A 19,450-nucleotide genomic window follows, 5' to 3' on the forward strand; every position below is an offset into this window, starting at 1 on the left:
GACGAGTGGATGTGCGCGACGGCGATTGCTGGATAGAGTCGTCTCGTGACAACTGGTTGCGGGGACAACCAACCCATTTTTCGGCTGCCCCCGCCCCTGGGGAGGGCCTGCAGCACATGAGTCGTCGGTCTACTGGTTCGGTCGGCATCTGGGCCGAGATGCAACGGCAGCAACAGCGCCAGCTGGAGGCCGAAGCCAGACGGCGCAGACAGCAAGAGCAGCAGGAGCGGGCCTATCAGCGGCGAGCTGCCCAGAGCCACCGCGAGTACCGGCAGGCAGAGGCTCTGCGACGCACGGAAGAACTGGACGCGCAGGTCGCGGCGTTACAGCGTCTGCTCGCCTCGGGTTGCCGGGCTCAGGCCTTCAGGGCTTCCTCTCTCAGGCGACCCGAGGAAGTGCAGCCCTTCGCGCCGGGACCGCTGGCGCAGCCGGTGCCGATGCCGGATTTCCAGCACTACCAGACCCAGAGCGGCTGGACCGCGAGTCGCAGGGCCCAGGCACAGGCCGAAGCGCGGGCGCGCTTCGAGCGCGACTGGCAGGCAGCCCAGGCCGCGGAGACTCAGCGACAGCGACAACTGGCGTCGTACCAGCGGGAGTACCAGCAGTGGGTCGATGCCCAGCTGGCCGATGTGCGACGACACAACGCCGGCATCGACGCGACAACGGACGGCGTGAGGCGCCGGGATCCCGATTCCGTGATCGAATACTTCTCCGCCGCCCTCTACGCCTCGACGGCGTGGCCGGAAGGCTTCCCACGTCAGGTGGCAGCGGCCTACGACCCCGCAGCACGGCAACTGGTGCTGGATTGGGAGTTGCCCGCCTACGACATCGTCCCCGAGGTCAAGGCGGTCAGATACCTGTCCGGGGCCGACCAGGACAAGGAGACGCCCCGACCGGTCGGCCAGCGCCGGGCACTGTACCGGGAGGTTCTGGCCCAGTGCATGCTGCTCGTTCTGCACGAGCTGTTCGGCGCGGACGAGCTGGGTGCGCTGGAGTCCGTGACGGTGAACGGCTTCGTCGACGGGCACGATCCCACGACGGGCCGACCGGGCCAGATCTTCCTCGCCACCGTCATGGCCTCGCGCGCCACGTTCCGTGACCTGCACCTGGCTCAGGTCGACGCGACCAGTTGCCTGGCCGACGCACTGCGCGGCCAGCTCTCGGCTCGCCCCGACCAGCTCACGCCGGTGCGGCCGAGCAGACGACCGCAGGACGTCGGCAACCGCGTCGTCGCCCACGGCAGCGACGCGGAGCCCGACCTGTTCGCCATGGACCCGATCGCCTTCGAGAATCTCGTCGCCGATCTCTTCCGCGCCATGGGGATGCAGGCGGTGACCACCCAGCGCTCCAACGACGGCGGTGTGGACGTCGACGCGCTGGATCCGACGCCGATCCGGGGCGGCAAGATCGTCGTGCAGGTGAAGCGCTATCGCAACACCGTGCCGCCCACCGCCGTGCGTGACCTGTACGGAACCGTTCAGGACGCCGGCGCCAACAAGGGCGTCCTCGTGACGACATCGGGATTCGGCCCCGGCTCGCACACCTTCGCCAACGGCAAGCCGCTGGAACTCGTCTCGGGCGCGGAACTCGTCGACCTGTTGCACCGCCACGGACTGCGCGGACGACTGGGTGAGGGAAGTCAGCGCGGTTCGGCACAGCCGGCGCCCACGACTGCGGACACCCGACTGCCCGACGACTACAACGTCCTGGGCATGTCGTGGACCGGAAGCGTCGCCCTGGACGTGTGTGCTCTCGTCTGCCGTGGCAACCGGGTCCTCAGCGACGACCACTTCGTCTTCTTCAACAACCCGCAGACGCCCGACGGCTCGGTGCGCGCCCTTCCCGCCGACGCACCCGACAAGGCCGCGATCTGCGTCTCGTTCGACGGGTTGCCCGATGAGGCCGACCGGTTCGTGCTCGTGGCGGCCATCGACCCGGAGGTCAACCCGGACGCCGACCTCTCCGGTTTCACCGACGCAGGCATCCGACTGCTCGATCCAGGGCTCGCCGAGCTGGGACGACTGGACGTCTCCGACGGCCGACCCCGCGAAACCGCCCTGGTGCTCGGCTCCTTCCGCCGAAGGCCGAACGGGGACTGGGACTTCGTCCTGGGCGGCAAGGGCTACACGGGCGGCCTGGAGGAACTCGTCCGGGATTTCGGCATCGAGGTGGAGTAGGGATCATCCAGCATCCGGACCGCCGAGTGTTCAGATCACGGCGGCTCACTCATAGGTGGGATGTCGTGGTCGAGCGGAGCCACGTCCCTCACAAGCCTGCCAGGGCGAGGAGTCGGTGCATGGCTGGGAGCGGCAGGCGGGGCTGGGCGGCTGCGGCGGCAGCGACCGATTCCGACGAGTCGGCCAACAGCTCAGTGAGGTCGCGGGTCGGAAGCCGGGGATGGGTCACGATCGCGCGACGCACCCTTGCATCGGGATCGGCGGCAAGGCGACGGACGAGCTCCACCGGCAGGTCGAGGTCTCGCGGGGCCAACTGCCGCATCCTCGGGTCGGGATCGGACGCCAGACGCCGAAGGACGTCCGCCGGGAGGGGGAAGTCATCGGCCGGACGCCACCGGGTCTTCTTCTCCGGGCGGTGGCTGCGCTCCATGCGTTCGGCGGTGGCGGGGTCGATCCGGTCCCGGACATGCAGCGCCATCGCCGTGCGGACGCTGCTCTCCTCATCGTCGAGCAACCGGGCCACGACCGACTCAGGCAGATCGTCGGACAGAGCGGCGGAGGCGCGGAAGCAGACGTAGGGCGAGTCCGCGTAGGGCAACGGGTCAGCGGTGACCCACGGCAGGCGCAGCGTCCGGAGCATCCGGCACGCCTGCTCGCCCATGAGCTGCAGTTCGAGAGCATCGTCGTCCAGGTCTTGGAGGTCGGTGATCCAGTTCACCGGGGGCTCGTCGGACGAGATCCGTGCGTGGATCGCGGCGCGGGTGGACTGTGGGGTGTCCTGACGGGCGAAGACGCTGAGCGCGACCAGCGGGCTCGGGTCCTCGGCGAGAACGTCGCGCAGGGGCGGCGGGAGGTCGGGGTGTTCCGCCAGTTCCTGGCGCACGTCGGCGTCCGGGTCGTCGGCCAGCCGACGGGCCGTGTCGGCGTCCAGCGTGCAGTGCCGCACCGCTCCCGCCCGCGTGACCGGGTCGGCCAGCAGCGCCGGCAACAGGTCGGCAGGCGGGACAGGATGGGGAAGCCGTCGATAGTAGGTCGCGCAGGCTCCTGCGCGCACCGCGTCCTCGGGATCGGTCAGCAGGAGCCGACGCACCGGCTCCGGAGCCTGCGTCCACCACTGGGCGAGTGCCGTCCGGATCTGCGGGTCCCGGTCGGCCGCCAGCCGGGCGCGCAGATCCGTCGGCACGTGATCGCTTTCCGCCAGGTGCTCGCGCACCCGCGGGTCGGGGTCGCCGAGCAGCCGCTCGAACAGCTCTCGTGGTGCAGCGCCCGCGCCGACCGCCAATGCCGCGCGTACCGCAGGATCCGGGTGCTCGGCCAACGTCATCCGAAAGGCATGCGGGAGGCTGCCGTTGAGCGCGAGCGCATGCATCAGCCAATGATCGTCCATGGCGATGATCTCGGCGATCATGTCGTCGGTCAGGTCCGAACGCTTGGCGACGCTGCCGAAGCCTTTGCGGTGGGCGAACAGACGGCAGACGAGCTCGGGCGGCAGCGCGGGGTTCTCCGCGAGTCCCTCCACCGCCTTGTCGAGATGAACCGGCACCGGCGTGACGTCCGACACGGCAAGCGACCCTTCTGACGCGGCGAGCTGACCGCCGAGTCTCCCATGCACGGTCGTCCTCACACACTCCGCAAGCGATGCAGATCAGGGCCATCGGCGAACTGGAACCGGTATGCCGTCGGAGCAACGGGGCGAAATTCGGTGGTCGCCTGCGCTGACCGAGCCCACGCTGTACGCCATGGAAGAACCGCTCCGCAGGATCCGCGCGCTCCACACAGCGTCCACGATCACCGTCTACCAGGCGTACTCCCCCGAGATCGGACTGCCCGCCATCCGGGACGGCCGTTTCCCGGCCGCGTGGAGGCCTGGCCGCATGACGTGGATCAAGCCCAGTTTCCTGTGGATGATGTACCGCTCCGGCTGGGGCACGAAGGGGGACCAGGAGACCGTCCTCGCCGTCGAGATCACTCGCGACGGCTTCGACTGGGCGCTGCGCCACGCCTGCCTGTCGAGTTACGTCCGCGGACTGCATCCCGATCGCGACGCCTGGCAGCGTGACCTCAAGCGCGCACCGGCCCGCGTGCAGTGGGACCCCGAACGCGATCTGCACCTGCAACCCCTGCCGTACCGCTCACTGCAACTGGGGCTCTCGGGTGAGGCGTCGTCGCGTTACGCGGACGAGTGGATCGTGTCCATAGCCGACGTGACTCCGCTCGCCCACGAGATCCACGCACTCGTCGAAGACGGCCGACTGGCCTCAGCCGCCCAACTGCTCCCCCAGGAGCAGGAGTACCCCACCCAAGCAGAACTCCTGACCCACCTGTCTCCCTGACCGGCGACACGGGCGCCACCGCCAGCACCGCGCCCGGGTTACTTGATGGCCAAGGTCCGTGAACGACGGTGGGCTTGGCGGGCTGGGCTCGGGTGTGGAACTTCGGTTTCTGGTGGGCGGGTCGGTCGGTGCTGCTGGGTGACCGGATTTCGTCCGGCCCGCATCGATCCCGGCACAGGCCTTGGCTGAGCAGCTCGCATGCCCAACACTCGGGCCCATGACGCAGCGTGTGGAGCTCGCCACCGTGATGGACCGGCTGGCCGTCGACGGGTTGGTCACCGACTACGCGGTGGCGGTCGACGACGGGGACTGGACGGCGTACCGCGACCTGTTCACCCCGGACGGGCGGGCGGACTACCGCTCGGCCGGAGGCATCGAGGGAGACGCCGGGAGCGTCGCCTCCTGGCTCGCGGACAGTCTGCGGGTGTTCGCGATGAGGCAGCATCTCATCGTCAACCGCCGGGTGCGCTTCGGGACGCTGGAGCAGGACGCGGGCGACACCGCCCGGGTGCAGGCCGACTACGTCAACCCGATGCGGTTCGCGCCCGGGGAGAACGGGTCGCCGGCCGGCGCGCCGGACTTCGTGTGCGGGGGCCGGTACTCCTTCGGTCTGCTGCGGACGCCCGACGGGTGGCGGGTGCGGGAGGTGGCCGTACAGGAGAAGTGGCGCCGCATGGCCGACTGAGCCGCGACGGGCCGGCCCGGGTCACCGTCCGAGGAGAGGGCACCGGCGCGCTTCGCCGGGCTGAGGCATCGGGTTCGGCCAAGTCCGGCGCCTGCCCTGTCCGAGATCGTTCGCGGAGCGCACACTGAAGCTCAGTGCGGGTAGGGAGGTGTCGTATGAAGACGCTCGGACACTGGCTCACCTCCCCCCGGCGGCGCACGGCCGTGGCGGCCCTCGCGGGCGCGCTGCCCGTGGCCGCCTTCCCGGGGCCCGCCCTGTGGTGGTGGGCGTATCTCGCGCTCGTCCCGTGGATCCTGCTCATCCGCTCCGCGCCGACGTTCAGGCGGGCCGCGTACGACGGCTGGAGCGGCGGGTTCGGCTTCATGCTGGCCATGCACCACTGGCTGCTGCCGGACCTGCATGTGTTCACGCTCGTGATCGCCGTGCTGCTGGGCGGCCTCTGGGCGCCGTGGGGCTGGCTGGTGCGCCGGCTCCTGGCGGACGAGGGCGTCCCCACCCGGGGCCGGGTGCTGTGCGCGCTCCTCGTCCTGCCCTCGGGCTGGCTGGCCGTGGAGCTCGTCCGCTCCTGGCAGGCGCTCGGCGGCCCGTGGGGCATGCTGGGGGCCAGTCAGTGGCAGGTGCAGCCGGCGTTGCGGCTCGCCTCGGTCGGCGGGGTGTGGCTGCTCAGCTTCCTGGTCGTCGCGGTCAACGTGGCGGCGGCCGTGCTGATCGCGCTGCCCGCGTCCCGGGCGCCGGCCGTCGCCGGGCTGGTGGCCACCGCCGCCACCGCCTCGGCCGCGTGGATATGGACCCCGCGACCCGACGGCGAGGGGCAGGGCGAGGCCCGGATCGCGGTCGTGCAGCCCGGGATGATCGACGGCCCTGACCTGCGCTTCGACCGCGAGGAGCAGGTGACCCGCCGATTGATCGGGCAGGACGTCGATCTGATCGTCTGGGGCGAGAGCAGTGTCGGGTACGACCTCGCCGAGCGGCCCGATCTGGCCGAGCGGCTCGCGACGCTGTCCCGGGCGACCGGCGCCGACATCCTCGTCAACGTGGACGCCCGCCGCTCGGACCGGCCCGGCATCTACAAGAGCTCGATCCTCGTCGGCCCGGCCGGTCCGACCGGCGACCGCTACGACAAGATGCGGCTGGTGCCGTTCGGCGAGTACATACCGGCCCGTTCCCTGCTGGGCTGGGCCACGTCCGTCGGCAAGGCGGCCGGTGAGGACCGGCGGCGCGGCGCCGGGCAGGTCGTGATGCACGCCGGCCCCGGGCTGCGCGTCGGGCCGATGGTGTGCTTCGAGACGGCGTTCCCCGACATGAGCCGTCGCCTCGCCGAGGACGGCGCGGACGTCCTCGTGGCCCAGTCGTCGACCTCGTCGTTCCAGCACAGTTGGGCGCCCGCGCAGCACGCCTCGCTGGGCGCGCTGCGCGCCGCCGAGACGGGGCGGCCGTTCGTCCACGCGACCCTCACCGGCGTCTCGGCCGTGTACGACGCGAGCGGTCGGCGCGTCGGCTCCTGGCTGGGCACTCAGGCGAGCACGACGGCCGTCTACGAGGTTCCGCTCGCCGACGGCGTCACCCCGTACGTGCGGTACGGGGACTGGCCCGTCCATCTGGCGCTGCTGGTGCTCGCGGCGACGGCGCTCTCGGAGGGCGCGCGCACGGTCAGGCTGCGGCGGACCGCTGCTGCACCGCTCGGACCACCCGCTCGCACAGTTCATGAGTCGCCAGCGCGTCCCGGGCACTGAGCGTCCGGCCCGCGCACACGGCGTCGAGGAACGCGAACACCGCCTGCTCGATGCCGCGCTGGCGGGCCACCGGGACCCAGTCGCCGCGGCGGCGCACGGTCGGCTGCCCCTTGTGGTCGACGACCTCGGCGAGGTTGACGACCTGCCGCTTGGTGTCCTGCCCGGACACCTCCAGGATCTCCTCGTTCGAGCCGCTGAGCCGGTTCATCACCCCCAGAGCGGTGAAGCCCTCGCCGGCGAGTTGGAGGACCACGTGGTGCAGCAGTCCGTCCTCGACGCGGGCGCGCACGGTCACGTCGTCGACCGGTCCGGGCACCAGGAAACGCAGGGTGTCGACGACGTGGATGAAGTCGTCGAGGACCATCGCGCGCGGGTCTTCGGGCAGTCCGATCCGGTTCTTCTGCATGAGGATCAGCTCACGCGGATGGTCGGCGCACTGCGCGTAGCCGGGTGCGAAGCGCCGGTTGAAGCCGACGGCGAGAGACGTGCCGTGCTCCTCCGCGAGCTCCACGAGCCGTTCGGAGTCGGCGAGTTCGTAGGCGAGGGGCTTGTCGACGTACGTCGGGACGCCCGCCTCGAGCAACCGGGCGACGATCTCGGGGTGGGCGGCGGTCGGCGCGTGGACGAAGGCCGCGTCCGGGCCGGCCGCGAGCAGCGCGTCGAGGTCGCGGTGACGCTGCTCGTCGGGCACGCGGTGGACGTCGGCGACCCGGTCGAGGGTGGCCCGGGTGCGGGTCTGCAGGTGGAGCTCGATCCCGGGGGCCGCGGCCAGCACCGGCAGGTACGCCTTCTGCGCGATGTCTCCGAGTCCGATGCAGCCGACCTTCACGGGAGCTCCTCCACTGCTTGCCTGCCTGCACGGCAGCATACGGCCCTGCCCTCGGCGTCGAGCGGACGCCCCATTCGTGACCAGGGCGGCTTGGCCCGCCGAGGCGGCGTCGACGATCATGCGGGGATGACGACGCAGCGCACCGAACCCGCCCAGAACGCCGACGAACGCCCGATGCTGGAAGGCTGGCTCGACTACCACCGCCAGACGCTCGCGTGGAAGTGCGAGGGTCTCAGCGACGCACAGCTGCGCACCGCCGCGGTGCCGCCCTCCGAACTGTCCCTCATGGGTCTGGTGCGGCACATGGCGGAGGTGGAGCGCGGCTGGTTCCGCGCGGTGCTGGTGGGCGACGACCCCGGCCCGCTCTTCTTCAGCGAGGAGGACCCCGACGGCGAGTTCCACCTCACCGAGCAGGACACCTGGGACCAGGCGCACGCCGCCTGGCAGGCCGAGATCGAGGTGGCGCGGAAGAACGCGGCCGACTTCGCTCTCGACGAGCTCTCCGTGGGGAAGAGCAGGTCCACCGACGAGCCGTTCAGCCTGCGGTGGATCTACACGCACATGATCGAGGAGTACGCCCGGCACAACGGCCACGCCGACCTGCTCCGCGAGCAGCTCGACGGCGCCACGGGGGAATGACGTCAGCACGGGCGGCCCGCCTCCCTCGCAAGGGGCGCGGGATCACCCGTGCGGAGCAACCTGCGCCTGTCCGCTGTCGCCCGGGCGGCCGGAAGCACCAGAGTTGCGCGGGTGCATCGATCGACGACGACCACCGCGACGCTTCTGGCCGCCATGGCCTTCTCGGCGCTGTCCGGGTGCGTGACCGTCCAGCATCCGGCCGCGCCCGGTCCGGCTGCCACAGCCCCCTTCCAGCCGCCAGTGCCGGAGCCGGACGGCCGGGCCGGGACGCAGGTCGTGCAGGCGCCGGCCCGTGAGGCGCTGGAGCTGGCCGGCCCGCCCCGCGAGCCGGAGCCGTCCGCGCCGTCGGCCGGGCGGCCGCGGTCGGCGGGGGGCGGGCCGGCTCCCGGCTCCCGTTCCCGTCCGCAGGAGCGGCCGGGCCGGCCGGAGCGTCCGAGGCACGCCCAGCCGCGCGTGGAGCCGCCGGACGTGGCGGCCGAGGTGCGCGGCGGCGCCGACGTCTGCGCACTCGGCGAGAAGTACGGCGGCTGGCGGGGAGACAGTCCTGAGGCGGTGATCTGCGAGAGGACCTACGGACGGTGAGCCGTGAGGCCGGGGAGTCGGGAGGCAGGGGGCGGGGGGCTGGCCCGACGCTCTCGGGGACGGACAGCCGGTGCAGGACGCCGGTCTGCTGTCCGCCGGCCGGTGAGCGTCGCGCGTCGCGAGCCCTCGTCCGCTCCTCGCCCCTCACGCACGGCTCGCCGCGAGCCGCCGGACCTCACGCGTTGCCGTCCCGGTCCCAGTCGCCCCGCCCCTCCCCCAGCCTCAGCTCCATCCTGCTGATCGCCGCCCGCACGCCGTCGCCGTAGCGGTCGTCCGCCAGGGCCACGGCCGCTCTGCGGGCCCTGCGGACATGGGTGCGGGCGGCCTCGGCACGGCCGAGCTTGACGTAGTCCGCCGCGAGGTTGAGATGCAGCGACGGGTACAGCGCGCGGGCCTCGGCCGAGCCCGCGTGCTCGTCCGCCGCCGTGAGCGCCCGCAGATCCCACGCGAGTTCGTCCAAGGGGTCGTCGTGGGTGTCGGCCAGGTAGTGGGCGAGGGTGCAGCGGTGCAGCGGGTCGCCGTCCTCGCCGAGCTCGGTCCACAGGTCGAGCAGGCGGCTGCGGGCCTCTTCACGGTCTCCCCCGTGGTGCAGCATCACGACCTGCCCGATCCGTGTCAGCAGGGCGTCCGGCGCCGTCTGCCCCTGTCGCTCCGCCACCTCTCGGCCTCCTTGCGTCGTTGCGACGACGCTAGCCGCAGGGTGCGGCAAACCGGGTCAGGCGGCACCGGGCCGGTCCGCGGAGGAACCGGCCCGAGGCGGCCTGCGGGCGTGACAGCCGGACGGACGGCGGGGCGGGCCAGCCTGTCAGCCGGTCAGGCCAGGCGGCCGGTCGTCAGGCGCCGGGCAGGGCGGTCAGGCGCCGGACAAGGCGCTCAGGCCAGGTTCGGGATCGTCCAGTCGATCGGCTCGTGGCCCTGCTGCGCCACTGCCTCGTTGATCTGGGTGAACGGGCTGGAGCCGAAGAACTTCTTCGCCGAGAGCGGCGAGGGGTGTGCGCCCTTGACGACGATGTGCCGCGTCTCGTCGATCAGCGGGAGCTTCTTCTGCGCGTAGTTGCCCCACAGCACGAAGACGGCCGGGTCGGGCCGGTCGGCCACGGCGCGGATCACCGCGTCGGTGAACTTCTCCCAGCCCTTGCCCTTGTGCGAGTTCGCCTCGCCGGAGCGGACCGTGAGGACCGCGTTGAGCAGCAGGACGCCCTGCTGCGCCCACGGCATCAGATAGCCGTTGTCCGGGATGGGGGCGCCGAGCTCCTGCTGCATCTCCTTGTAGATGTTCCGCAGGGAGGGCGGGGTCTTCACCCCGGGACGCACCGAGAAGCACAGGCCGTGCCCCTGGCCCTCGCCATGGTACGGGTCCTGCCCGAGGACGAGCACCTTCACGCTCTCGTACGGCGTCGCCTCGAGCGCGGCGAACACCTCTTCGCGCGGGGGGTAGACGGGGCCGTTCGCCCGCTCTTCCTCGACGAACTCCGTCAGCTCCTTGAAGTAGGGCTGCTGCAGTTCGTCGCCCAGAACCCCGCGCCAGGACTCGGGCAGCATGGCGGTGTCGGTCACGTCAACGTCCTTCGTCGTGCGGTCATTTCCTCAGAGCACAGAACCTACAGGCGACCACTGACAACGAGACCCGGGGTGTCCCGGCGGCGCGGACTACCAGCTGGTCTTCCGCGACAGCTCCCACACCATCATGATCGTCGACGGGTCGAGAGACCGCTCGGCGCCCGAGACGTCCTCGGACGAGGCGATGTACTGCTTGCCCTGCCACAGCGGCAGCAGCCGGGCGTCCCTGACGAGGATCTGCTGGGCCTGCTCGAAGTCCTTCGTCACGTTGGCGCGGTCGCTCACCTCGCGGGAGCGGGGCAGCAGCACCTGGGTGATCTCCTTCGCCGGGTAGGGCGTGCCGAGCGCGTTCTGCTCGCCGACGAAGGGGGAGATGAAGTTGTCGGCGTCGGGGAAGTCCGGGGCCCAGCCCCGCCCGAACACCGGGTACTCGCCCTTCTGGTAGCCGAGCACGTAGCTGTTCCAGGGGCGGTTCTTCAGGGTGACGGAGAACAGGCCGGAGGCCTCCAGCTGGCTCTTGAGCTCCTTGAACTCCAGAGCGGTGTCGGAGCCGTAGCGGTCGGAGGTGTACCAGAAGGTGAGCGGCACGGTCTCGTTGATCCCCGCGTCCTCGAGGATCTGGCGCGCCTTCTTGGGGTCGGGGTCGCCGAAGGAGTCGAAGAAGCCGGTGGTGTGGCCGGTCAGACCGGCCGGGACCATGGAGTACAGCGGGTCGACGGTGTCCTTGTAGACCTTGTGGGCGATCGCGGCGCGGTCCACGACCTGGGCGATCGCGCGGCGCACGGCCAGCTTGTTCGACCACGGGTCCTTGGGGTTGAACACCAGGTAGTTGATGTTGCTGCCGGCGGCCTCGATGAGCTGCAGGCCCTCGTTGTCGCCGCCCTTGCGCCCGAGGTCGATGATGTCGTCGGCGGCGAGGCCCTGGTAGGTGAGGTCGATCTCCTTGGCGCGCAGGGCCTTGACCATCTTCCCGGAGTCCTGAAAGTAGCGGATGGTCACCGCGCCGTTCCTGCGCTCGGCGAACCCCTTGTAGTTGTCGTTGCGCACCAGCACGGCCTGCTTGCCCTCTTCGTAGGACTGAAGCCGGTACGGTCCGGAGCCGACGATGCCGTCGTCCTTGCGCAGGGCCTTCGCGGGGTAGTCGTCGGGGTCGACGATCGACATGCCGGGGGTGGCGAGCACGAAGGGGAAGGTGGCGTCTGCCTTGTTCAGCTTGAAGACCACCTCGCGCTCGCCGTTCGCCTGGACGCTGTCCAGGGTGCCGAGCAGCCCGTTGGGCCCGGTGTTCGCGTTGATCGCCCTGATCCGGTCGATCGAGTACTTCACGGCCTTCGCGTCGAGCTTGTCGCCGTTGGAGAACGTGAGACCCTCGCGCAGCTCGCACTTGTAGGTGCGGTTCGAGCTGTCCGTGAAGACGCACTCGGCGGCGTCCGCCTGGGGAGTCGTCGCGCCCGTGGGGTAGCTCAGCAGCGTCTGGTAGATGTTGCGGAACAGCTCCCAGGAGCCGTCCCAGGCCGCGGCGGGGTCCAGCGTGCTGGGCGCGCTGGTGGTGCCCACGACGATCGGTCCGGCATCGTCGGAGCCTCCTTCTCCCAGGAGGCTGCACCCGGCCACCAGGGATATGGACACGATTGCCGCCATTTGCTGCACGGATCGGTTCCGGTTGAACACGCGCACGCTCCTCGATCTGCCATGCCAAGGGTTGGCAGACCATACCGCAGCGCCGGGCGACGTGAACCCGCGCCCGTCAGGCGTTCTTGATCACTCTCGGTATGACGACGTTGTCACCCCCGTGTCCACGACTCATATGTCCCCGAATACGACGACACGGGCGCCGTTTCCGTCAGGGAAACGACGCCCGTGAAGGAGCTCCCGCCCGGCCCGGGCGGGTTCGGCCGGAGCCGGTCTCAGCCCACGCCGGCGTTGAGGAAGATGCCCCCGTCGACGACGAGCGTCTGGCCGGTGATCCAGTCCGACTGCTCGGACGTGAGGAACGCGGCGGTGCCGCCGATGTCGGAGGGCACGCCGAGCCGGGCCAGCGGGTAGGCGGCGGCGGCCTCCTCCTCCCGACCCTCGTACAGGGCTTGGGCGAACTTGGTCTTCACCACGGCCGGGGCGATGGCGTTGACGCGCACGCGCGGCGCGTACTCGTGCGCCAGCTGGACGGTCAGGTTGATCATCGCGGCCTTGCTGATGCCGTAGGCGCCGATGAAGGGCGAGGCCGAGAGCCCGGCGACGGAGGCGATGTTGACGATGGCGCCGCCGTTGTCCTTCTGCCAGGCGTGCCAGGTCCGCTGGGCGAAGCCGAGCGCGGAGACCACGTTGGTCTCGAAGACCTTGCGGGCCACGTTCAGGTCGAGGTCGGCGATCGGCCCGAACACCGGGTTCGTGCCGGCGTTGTTGACCAGGAAGTCGATCCGGCCGAAGGCGGCCATGGTGCGCTCGACGGCGGCCGCCTGGTGCTCCTCGTCGTGCGCCTTGCCGGCGACGGCGATGACCCGGTCGGCGCCGAGCTGCTCGACGGCCTCCTTGAGGGCGTCCTCGCCCCGGCCGGTGATGCAGACCCGGTCGCCGCGGGCGACGAGCGCCTCGGCGACGCCGTAGCCGATGCCGCGGCTGGCGCCGGTGACGAGGGCGACTTTGCCGGAGAGTGCGGGCAGTTCAGTCATGTCGGTGATCCCCAGGTGTCCCTAGTGGCGTTAGTCGAGCGGTCCGCCGGCGACGTACAGCACCTGGCCGGAGACGAAGCCGGCGGCCTCGTTCGTGAAGAAGGCGATCGCGTTGGCGATGTCGTCGGGCTCGCCGACGCGGGCGACCGGGATCTGGGTGGCGGCCGCGGCCTTGAACTCCTCGAAGCCCATGCCGACGCGGGCGGCCGTCGCGGCGGTCATGTCCGTGGCGATGAAGCCGGGGGCGACGGCGTTGGCGGTGATGCCGAACTTGCCGAGCTCGATGGCGAGGGTCTTGGTGAAGCCCTGCAGACCGGCCTTGGCGGCGGAGTAGTTGGCCTGGCCGCGGTTGCCGAGCGCCGAGGACGACGACAGGTTGACGACACGGCCGAAGCCCGCGTCGACCATGTGCTTCTGGACGGCCTTCGTCATCAGGAACGAGCCGCGCAGGTGCACGTTCAGGACGGTGTCCCAGTCGGCGGCGCTCATCTTGAACAGCAGGTTGTCGCGGAGCACGCCCGCGTTGTTGACGAGGATCGTGGGCGCGCCGAGCTCGTCGACGATCCGCGCGATCGCGGCTTCGACCTGGGCCTCGTCGGAGACGTCGGCGCCGATCGCGACGGCCTTGCCGCCCGCCGCGGTGATCTTCTCCACGGTGTCCTTGCAGGCGGCCTCGTCCAGATCGACGACGGCGACCGCGCGGCCCTCGGCGGCCAGCCGTACGGCGGTGGCGGCTCCGATGCCGCGCGCCGCGCCCGTGACCACAGCGACCCGCTGCTCAGTGGTGGACATTGCTGGTTCTCCTCGCCCTTGAGAAAGCCTGATACGCCCGGATGCCGGGCGCCGGATGCGCCCTACTGGTGAGCGACCGCTTAGTACCTTCGGCAGACGTGACGCTAGAAGCCCTGGCACCCGGTGTCAACGCCACACGACGCCGGTGTGATCCATTACCTCACCAGCAGTTCCAGGAGCCGCTCCGTCTCGGCGTCCGGATCGGCCGTCAGCCCGGTGTGCACGGGGCCCGGCTGGACGATCGTCGAGCGGGGCGCGATCAGCCAGCGAAAGCGCCGGCCTGCGTCGTCGCCTGCCGCCTGACCGGCCGACGCGCCGCCCGCGCAGACGCCCTCGACGGCCCGCAGGGCGGCCCGCACGCCCGGCACGTCCGCGTCCGGGTCCAGCGCCAGCAGCCTGGCCTCGTCCAGATGGGTGCGGGCGCCGACGTAGTCCCGGCCGCGGCAGTACACCAGCACGCCCGCGTTGATGCACTCGCCGCGCTCGACGCGCGGCACGACCCGCAGCAGCGCGTACTCGAAGACGTCCCGGTCGCCGCCCTGGCCGGGCCGGATGATGTGGCGGTCGGTCACTTGATCCCCTCGATGCGTTCGTGGACGTCGGCGGCCCGCGCGAGGAGGGGCGCCGCGTAGGCGCGCCGGAGCGCGTCCGGTGTGTCGAACCCGGGCTCGCCCGCCAGCCAGACCTCCGGGATCTCCGCGGTGACCTGGGCGAGTAGGTCGGCGGTGACCAGCGGCGCGAGCTCTGCCGCCGCGGCCCGCACGTCCGGCGCGAACGGGGCGAGGACGTGGTCGCCGGCGTCGTACGCGCGAGCCGCGGACCGCTCGGCGGTGGGCCAGTTGTGCTGCCAGATCATGGTGGCGCCGTGGTCGACGAGCCACAGGTCGCCGCGGTGCATCAGGAGGTTGGGGTTGCGCCACGACCGGTCGACGTTGTTGACGAGCGCGTCGAACCAGACGATGCGGCCGGCGTCCTCGGCGCTCACCTCGAAGGCGAGGGGGTCGAAGCCGAGGGCTCCGGAGAGGAAGTCCATGCCGAGGTTGGTCCCGCCGCTCGACTTCAGCAACTCCTGTACCTGCTGGTCGGGTTCGCCGAGGCCCAGCAGCACGTCGAGCTCGACGGTGACCAGCCGGGGGGCCCGCAGGCCGAGGCGGCGGGCCAGCTCACCGCAGACGACCTCGGCGACGAGCGTCTTGCGGCCCTGGCCGGCGCCGGTGAACTTCATGACGTACAGACCGAGATCGTCGGCCTCGACGAGCCCCGGCAGGGAGCCGCCCTCCCGCAGGGGCGTGACATAGCGGGTCGCGGTGACTTCCTTGAGCATCGCCCCAGGTTACTGGGCCTGGCATGATGCGCGGCCGACAGGTGGACGACAGCTCGGGCTTACGCCGTGCTCATGTCGAACAGGTCAATATCTCGACACTGTCCGGACTTGGCGGGGGCGCTGAACAAGGGGCGTCCGCCGCCCGTACCTCTCGGCAGATCCACGCACCCTCTGGAAGGGACCCCCCAGCATGACCAGCGCATCGATCAAGTCCGCGTCGGGGCCTGCCCGCCGTGCCGTCGTGGCAGCCGCGGGAGCAGCAGGGCTCTCCGTCGCGCTGACCGCGTGCGGAGGCTCCGACGACGACTCGTCGAGCACGTCGTCGTCCGGCACGTCGGGTTCCACCGGTTCCACCGGCAGCAGCGAGGCCGCGAGCACCGGCGGCACGGGCGGCACGGGCGGCGGGGACAACGCCGGGGCCGGCGCCGCGCTCGCGAAGACCGCCGACATACCCGAGGGCGGCGGGAAGGTCTTCGAGTCCGAGAAGGTCGTCGTCACCCAGCCGACGGCGGGCACGTACAAGGCGTTCTCCGCCGTGTGCACGCACGCGGGCTGCGCGGTGAAGTCCATCTCCGACGGCGTCATCAACTGCCCCTGCCACAACAGCAACTTCTCCATCGCGGACGGCAGCGTGAAGAGCGGTCCCGCGAAGAAGTCGCTGCCCGAGGTGTCGATCAGCGTCACCGGCGACTCGATCAGTCTGGCCTGAGTCCCGGCTCCGCCGGGCGAGTCCGGCGGAGACAGGCCAGCACCTCGGCGGTCGTCGCGATCGTGGCGACCAGGGCGAGCGTGTGGCGGATCATCGCGGGGGTGTAGTCGGCGGGCACCCCCGCGATGGCGTCCGACGGCACGACGGCCGTGTAGCCGCGGTTGACGGCGTCGAACACGGTGTTCGGGATCGCGACGTTGGCGGAGACCCCGGTGACGACCAGGGTGCGGCAGCCCAGGTTGCGCAGCAGTGCGTCGACGTCGGTGCCCTGGACGGGCGACAGTCCGTGCAACCGCCGTACGACGAGGTCCTGTTCGGCGACCTCGATCTCCGGCGCGAGGCGGGTCGCGTCGGTTCCGGCGAGCTGCTGGACCGGGAGGCGTTCGGCCGCGTGGAACAGCCGGGCGTTGCGGTTGGCGCCCCGCCCGTCGGGGCGGCGCTCGGCGACGGCGTGCACGATCTGGACACCGCTCGCCCGGGCCGCCGACACCAGCCGGGCGACGTTGCCGAGGGCCCCCGACTCCCGTGCCGCGCCGGCGAGTTGGGGAAGGGCGGCGCCCGGTCCCACGACCCCCTGCTGGCACTCCACCGTGATCAGGACGGTGCTCGCGGGGTCGAGGAGGTCGCTGAGCTCTTCGTACGACGGCATGGGCTCCCCCTGGCGTCGGTGTGGGGCGGGCGACAGTAACCGCCATTGCGTGGAGAAGGAAGAAGTCCCATCCTTTTCTGACGGAGTTTCAGAAAAGGCAGCACAGGTACGCACAAGAGCAGAATGAGGGGGCCGGATGACCGTCACACAGCGCCGGGGCCGGAAGATCATGATGTCGCCGGGCGAGTTGGACGCGTTCCTCACACTCCAGCGCACGTGCCGGGTGGCGACCGTGTCCGCGGACGGCGCGCCCCATGTCAGCGCCCTGTGGTTTCTCTGGGACGGCAGTGCGCTGTGGCTGTACTCGGTCGTGCGCAGCAAGCGCTGGGCGGACCTGCGCCGCGATCCCCGGGTGGCGATCGTGATCGACACGGGTGAGGAGTACGACGCGCTGCGCGGCGTCGAGCTGTCCGGCGTCGTGGAGTTCGTGGGCGAGATCCCGCGCACCGGGGAGCTGTGCGCCGAACTCGACGCGGTGGAGACGCGGTTCGCGCGCAAGAACTTCGGTCTGGACGCGATGCCGCACGACGGCCGGCACGCGTGGGTGCGGCTGACGCCGGAGAAGATCGTCTCCTGGGACTTCCGCAAGCTGGGCGGCGCGTAGGCGCGTCCGCCCGTCCGCGCCTGCCCTCTCGGCCCGCCCTCTCCGCCGGTCTTCGGGGGCGGGCGAAGAGGGCAGGCGCCGCCCGGCTGTCAGCCGACGGCGTCCCCCGCGGCCTTGAGCGCCCGGACCGCCGCTCTGATCGACGGGCGGCGGTCCGCGTCCGCCCGCCAGACCACGTACACATGGCGGCGCACCCGCTGCCGCAACGGGACCGTCACGACGCCCTCGGGCACGGGCTGGCGGCCGAGCACAGGGGCGATGCACACTCCCAGTCCGGCGGCCACCAGCCCCAGCTGGGTGTGCGTCTCGGCGGCGCGGTGGCCGACGATCGGCTCGACGCCCCGCGAGCGCAGGGTGAACATCAGCCACTCATGGCAGAACTCCCCCTCGCCCCAGGTGATCCACTCGTCCTCGGCGAACTCCCCGAGGTCCACCTCGTCCCGGCCGGCGAGAGGATGATCGGCCGGCATCGCGACCTCCGCCGGGTCGTCGAGGATGGGCGCCTTGACCAGGCCGTCCGGCACCGGCATCGGCTTGTTGTACCAGTCCAGGACGACGGCGAGGTCGAGGTCGCCGCGCACCACGCCGGCGACGCCCCGCTCCGGCTCCAGCTCGCTCGAGCGCAGACGCAGGGCGGGGTGCGCCTTGCGCAGTTCGGCGAGCGCGACGGGGAAGAGTCCACGGGCCGCGGTCGGGAAGGCGGACAGTCGCAACTCCCCCGCCACCTGCCCGCGTTGGGCTTCCAGGTCGGACTGGGCGAGCTCCACCTGGGACAGGATCCGGGACGCGTGGTCGGCGAGCAGCCGCCCCGCGTCCGTCAGCCGCACGCCCCGTCCGTGCTTGGCGAGGAGCTGCTGGCCGACCTCCCGCTCGAGCTTGGCCAGCTGCTGGGAGACGGCCGAGGTGGTGATGTGCAGGCCCGTCGCGGCGCCGCTGACCGAGCCGTGCCGGGCGAGGGCGTCGAGGGTCCGCAGGCGCTCCAGGTTCAACATATAAGCAATGCTACGAGGTATTGCTGGAAAATTCTCGATTGTGCTACGAGATGGTGTCGACGATCGTTGATGCCATGACCACCGCGCCCACCACGTCGACCCCTCCGCCGCCCGCCGCACGGACCCACCCGGCGCCCGCCCCGGCTGCGCCCTCTCCCGGCCTGCCCGCGGCAGACCGCTCCCCCGCCCGGGCCTGCGCTCCGGATCCGGCCCGCCCTTCCCTCGACTGGCGTCTGCGCTTCGGCGCGCTGTCGCTGATCTGGGGCTTCAGCTTCCTGCTGATCAAGGTGGGCACCGGGGGCTACGCGCCGTTCCAGGTCACCTTCGGCAGGCTGGCCTTCGGCACGGCGGTGCTGGCGGTCGCGATGGCGGTGAAGCGGGAGCGGCTCCCCCGCGGGGCCCGTACCTGGGCGCATCTGACGGTGGCCGCGCTGCTCCTCAACGCCGTGCCCTTCTCCCTCTTCGCGTTCGCGGAACTGACCATCCCCTCCACCCTGGCCGGCATCTGCAATGCCACGTCACCGCTGTGGGGCATGGCGCTCTCGCTGGTCGCACTGTCGGAGGACCGGCCGACCCGGCTGCGCGTCGCGGGCCTCGGCCTCGGTTTCCTGGGCGTTCTCACGGTGCTGGGCGCCTGGCAGGGGTTCGACGGCCTGGACGCCCGCGGCACGACCCTCGCGCTGCTGGCTTCGCTGAGCTATCCGATCGGCTGGATCTACCTCCGCCGCACCCTGGCGCACACCGGCTCCTCCGCGCTGTCGATGACCGGCGCCCAGCTGTTCCTGGCCACCCTGCAACTGGCCGTCGTGACACCGCTGTTCACCGATCTCCCGACCCGCTTCCCGCTCGTCCCGCTGCTCGCGACCGCGGCGCTGGGCGCGCTCGGCACCGGTCTGGCCCTCCTCGTCCAGTACGGCCTGGTCGCGGAGGTCGGCCCGACGACGGCCCAGATGGTCACCTACTTCATCCCGGTCATCGCGACGGCGGCCGGCGTCGCCCTGCTGGGCGAGACCCTGAGCTGGTCGACGCCGGTAGGCGCCGCGATCGTCCTGGCAGGCGCGGCCCTGACCCAGGCCCGACGCCCCGGGTCTTAGAGGCCCGGGGTCCCAGGGCGCCCGGGGTCCGAGTGCGCCCCGGGACGCGGCCGAGCGCTTCGGGCCGCACCCGGGCGCT

At 71.3% G+C, this 19,450-nt stretch carries 20 protein-coding genes; 9 read left to right on the top strand and 11 right to left on the bottom strand.

Annotation, left to right across the window (positions count from 1 at the left end):
* Positions 1–116: 116 nt before the first annotated feature.
* A complete protein-coding gene (locus ABT300_RS07755) occupies positions 117–2,177 on the top strand; it encodes a restriction endonuclease (protein WP_351673125.1) in 2,061 nt (686 codons plus the stop codon).
* 88 nt (positions 2,178–2,265) lie between these two features.
* Here ABT300_RS07755 and ABT300_RS07760 read toward each other — a convergent pair whose 3' ends face one another.
* Positions 2,266–3,738: a hypothetical protein gene (locus tag ABT300_RS07760; RefSeq protein WP_351673127.1), complete on the bottom strand. Its 1,473-nt coding sequence runs from the start codon at positions 3,736–3,738 to the stop codon at positions 2,266–2,268.
* A 178-nt stretch (positions 3,739–3,916) separates the two neighbouring features.
* Between ABT300_RS07760 and ABT300_RS07765 the strand changes: the two genes are divergently transcribed.
* The 3 genes from ABT300_RS07765 (at position 3,917) to lnt (ending at position 6,928) form a co-directional block, all read left to right on the top strand.
* Positions 3,917–4,510, top strand: coding sequence for a DUF4291 domain-containing protein (locus ABT300_RS07765; protein WP_351673129.1), 594 nt, complete (start codon positions 3,917–3,919; stop codon positions 4,508–4,510).
* 217 nt (positions 4,511–4,727) lie between these two features.
* Positions 4,728–5,195 carry a nuclear transport factor 2 family protein gene (locus ABT300_RS07770; protein ID WP_351673131.1) on the top strand — a complete coding sequence of 156 codons (468 nt, stop codon included), beginning with the start codon at positions 4,728–4,730 and terminating at the stop codon, positions 5,193–5,195.
* 155 nt (positions 5,196–5,350) lie between these two features.
* Positions 5,351–6,928, top strand: a complete 1,578-nt coding sequence (gene lnt, locus ABT300_RS07775) for an apolipoprotein N-acyltransferase (RefSeq protein WP_351673133.1) — start codon at positions 5,351–5,353, stop codon at positions 6,926–6,928.
* On the opposite strand, the gene ABT300_RS07780 is transcribed toward lnt, so the two are convergent.
* Complete coding sequence (locus ABT300_RS07780; RefSeq protein WP_351673135.1) at positions 6,846–7,757, bottom strand: Gfo/Idh/MocA family protein; 912 nt, start codon at positions 7,755–7,757, stop codon at positions 6,846–6,848. The genes lnt and ABT300_RS07780 overlap by 83 nt on opposite strands.
* Before the next feature lie 126 nt (positions 7,758–7,883).
* On the opposite strand from ABT300_RS07780, the gene ABT300_RS07785 reads away from it, so the two are divergent.
* Both ABT300_RS07785 and ABT300_RS07790 read left to right on the top strand, forming a co-directional pair.
* A complete protein-coding gene (locus ABT300_RS07785; protein WP_351673137.1) occupies positions 7,884–8,396 on the top strand; it encodes a DinB family protein in 513 nt (170 codons plus the stop codon).
* Positions 8,397–8,507: 111 nt separating this feature from the next.
* Positions 8,508–8,978, top strand: coding sequence for a hypothetical protein (locus ABT300_RS07790; RefSeq protein WP_351673139.1), 471 nt, complete (start codon positions 8,508–8,510; stop codon positions 8,976–8,978).
* Between the two features lie 175 nt (positions 8,979–9,153).
* Here the strand turns inward: ABT300_RS07790 and ABT300_RS07795 are convergent, their stop codons facing one another.
* The 7 genes from ABT300_RS07795 to ABT300_RS07825 form a co-directional block, all read right to left on the bottom strand.
* Positions 9,154–9,636 carry a hypothetical protein gene (locus ABT300_RS07795; RefSeq protein ID WP_351673141.1) on the bottom strand — a complete coding sequence of 161 codons (483 nt, stop codon included), beginning with the start codon at positions 9,634–9,636 and terminating at the stop codon, positions 9,154–9,156.
* A gap of 215 nt (positions 9,637–9,851) precedes the next feature.
* Positions 9,852–10,535: a uracil-DNA glycosylase gene (locus ABT300_RS07800; RefSeq protein ID WP_351673143.1), complete on the bottom strand. Its 684-nt coding sequence runs from the start codon at positions 10,533–10,535 to the stop codon at positions 9,852–9,854.
* Between the two features lie 93 nt (positions 10,536–10,628).
* The gene (locus ABT300_RS07805) at positions 10,629–12,209 is read right to left on the bottom strand and encodes an ABC transporter substrate-binding protein (RefSeq protein ID WP_351673145.1); all 1,581 of its coding nucleotides are present in this window, start codon (positions 12,207–12,209) and stop codon (positions 10,629–10,631) included.
* Between the two features lie 236 nt (positions 12,210–12,445).
* Positions 12,446–13,207: an SDR family oxidoreductase gene (locus ABT300_RS07810; protein WP_057580630.1), complete on the bottom strand. Its 762-nt coding sequence runs from the start codon at positions 13,205–13,207 to the stop codon at positions 12,446–12,448.
* A 30-nt stretch (positions 13,208–13,237) separates the two neighbouring features.
* A complete protein-coding gene (gene fabG, locus ABT300_RS07815) occupies positions 13,238–13,999 on the bottom strand; it encodes a 3-oxoacyl-ACP reductase FabG (protein ID WP_319171396.1) in 762 nt (253 codons plus the stop codon).
* Positions 14,000–14,154: 155 nt separating this feature from the next.
* The gene (locus ABT300_RS07820) at positions 14,155–14,571 is read right to left on the bottom strand and encodes a DUF3037 domain-containing protein (RefSeq protein WP_351673148.1); all 417 of its coding nucleotides are present in this window, start codon (positions 14,569–14,571) and stop codon (positions 14,155–14,157) included.
* Positions 14,568–15,323, bottom strand: coding sequence for a HipA family kinase (locus tag ABT300_RS07825; protein WP_351673150.1), 756 nt, complete (start codon positions 15,321–15,323; stop codon positions 14,568–14,570). Before ABT300_RS07825 ends, ABT300_RS07820 begins: the two co-directional genes overlap by 4 nt.
* A 190-nt stretch (positions 15,324–15,513) precedes the next feature.
* On the opposite strand from ABT300_RS07825, the gene ABT300_RS07830 reads away from it, so the two are divergent.
* On the top strand, positions 15,514–16,032 hold the full coding sequence (locus ABT300_RS07830; RefSeq protein WP_351673152.1) for a Rieske (2Fe-2S) protein: 519 nt from the start codon (positions 15,514–15,516) through the stop codon (positions 16,030–16,032).
* On the opposite strand, the gene ABT300_RS07835 is transcribed toward ABT300_RS07830, so the two are convergent.
* Entirely contained in the window at positions 16,019–16,681 is a 663-nt protein-coding gene (locus ABT300_RS07835; protein ID WP_351673154.1) for a cysteine hydrolase family protein, read from the bottom strand. The genes ABT300_RS07830 and ABT300_RS07835 overlap by 14 nt on opposite strands.
* 136 nt (positions 16,682–16,817) lie before the next feature.
* Here ABT300_RS07835 and ABT300_RS07840 point away from each other — a divergent pair, with 136 nt between their 5' ends.
* Complete coding sequence (locus ABT300_RS07840) at positions 16,818–17,285, top strand: pyridoxamine 5'-phosphate oxidase family protein (RefSeq protein WP_351673156.1); 468 nt, start codon at positions 16,818–16,820, stop codon at positions 17,283–17,285.
* Positions 17,286–17,374: 89 nt separating this feature from the next.
* On the opposite strand, the gene ABT300_RS07845 is transcribed toward ABT300_RS07840, so the two are convergent.
* Positions 17,375–18,277 carry a LysR family transcriptional regulator gene (locus ABT300_RS07845; protein WP_351673158.1) on the bottom strand — a complete coding sequence of 301 codons (903 nt, stop codon included), beginning with the start codon at positions 18,275–18,277 and terminating at the stop codon, positions 17,375–17,377.
* A gap of 38 nt (positions 18,278–18,315) precedes the next feature.
* Between ABT300_RS07845 and ABT300_RS07850 the strand changes: the two genes are divergently transcribed.
* On the top strand, positions 18,316–19,371 hold the full coding sequence (locus tag ABT300_RS07850; RefSeq protein WP_502977891.1) for a DMT family transporter: 1,056 nt from the start codon (positions 18,316–18,318) through the stop codon (positions 19,369–19,371).
* Positions 19,372–19,450 lie beyond the last annotated feature (79 nt).

It is taken from the genome of Streptomyces sp. NPDC001027 (genome assembly GCF_040299045.1).
GTDB lineage: Bacteria > Actinomycetota > Actinomycetes > Streptomycetales > Streptomycetaceae > Streptomyces.

Bases quoted from the DNA above. Each gene is read 5' to 3' on its own strand.
- ABT300_RS07755 (WP_351673125.1), top strand. From the start codon at position 117: ATGAGTCGTCGGTCTACTGGTTCGGTCGGCATCTGGGCCGAGATGCAA.
- ABT300_RS07765 (WP_351673129.1), top strand. From the start codon at position 3,917: ATGGAAGAACCGCTCCGCAGGATCCGCGCGCTCCACACAGCGTCCACG.
- ABT300_RS07770 (WP_351673131.1), top strand. From the start codon at position 4,728: ATGACGCAGCGTGTGGAGCTCGCCACCGTGATGGACCGGCTGGCCGTC.
- lnt (WP_351673133.1), top strand. From the start codon at position 5,351: ATGAAGACGCTCGGACACTGGCTCACCTCCCCCCGGCGGCGCACGGCC.
- ABT300_RS07785 (WP_351673137.1), top strand. From the start codon at position 7,884: ATGACGACGCAGCGCACCGAACCCGCCCAGAACGCCGACGAACGCCCG.
- ABT300_RS07810 (WP_057580630.1), bottom strand. From the start codon at position 13,207: ATGACTGAACTGCCCGCACTCTCCGGCAAAGTCGCCCTCGTCACCGGC.
- fabG (WP_319171396.1), bottom strand. From the start codon at position 13,999: ATGTCCACCACTGAGCAGCGGGTCGCTGTGGTCACGGGCGCGGCGCGC.
- ABT300_RS07825 (WP_351673150.1), bottom strand. From the start codon at position 15,323: ATGCTCAAGGAAGTCACCGCGACCCGCTATGTCACGCCCCTGCGGGAG.
- ABT300_RS07830 (WP_351673152.1), top strand. From the start codon at position 15,514: ATGACCAGCGCATCGATCAAGTCCGCGTCGGGGCCTGCCCGCCGTGCC.
- ABT300_RS07835 (WP_351673154.1), bottom strand. From the start codon at position 16,681: ATGCCGTCGTACGAAGAGCTCAGCGACCTCCTCGACCCCGCGAGCACC.
- ABT300_RS07840 (WP_351673156.1), top strand. From the start codon at position 16,818: ATGACCGTCACACAGCGCCGGGGCCGGAAGATCATGATGTCGCCGGGC.
- ABT300_RS07845 (WP_351673158.1), bottom strand. From the start codon at position 18,277: ATGTTGAACCTGGAGCGCCTGCGGACCCTCGACGCCCTCGCCCGGCAC.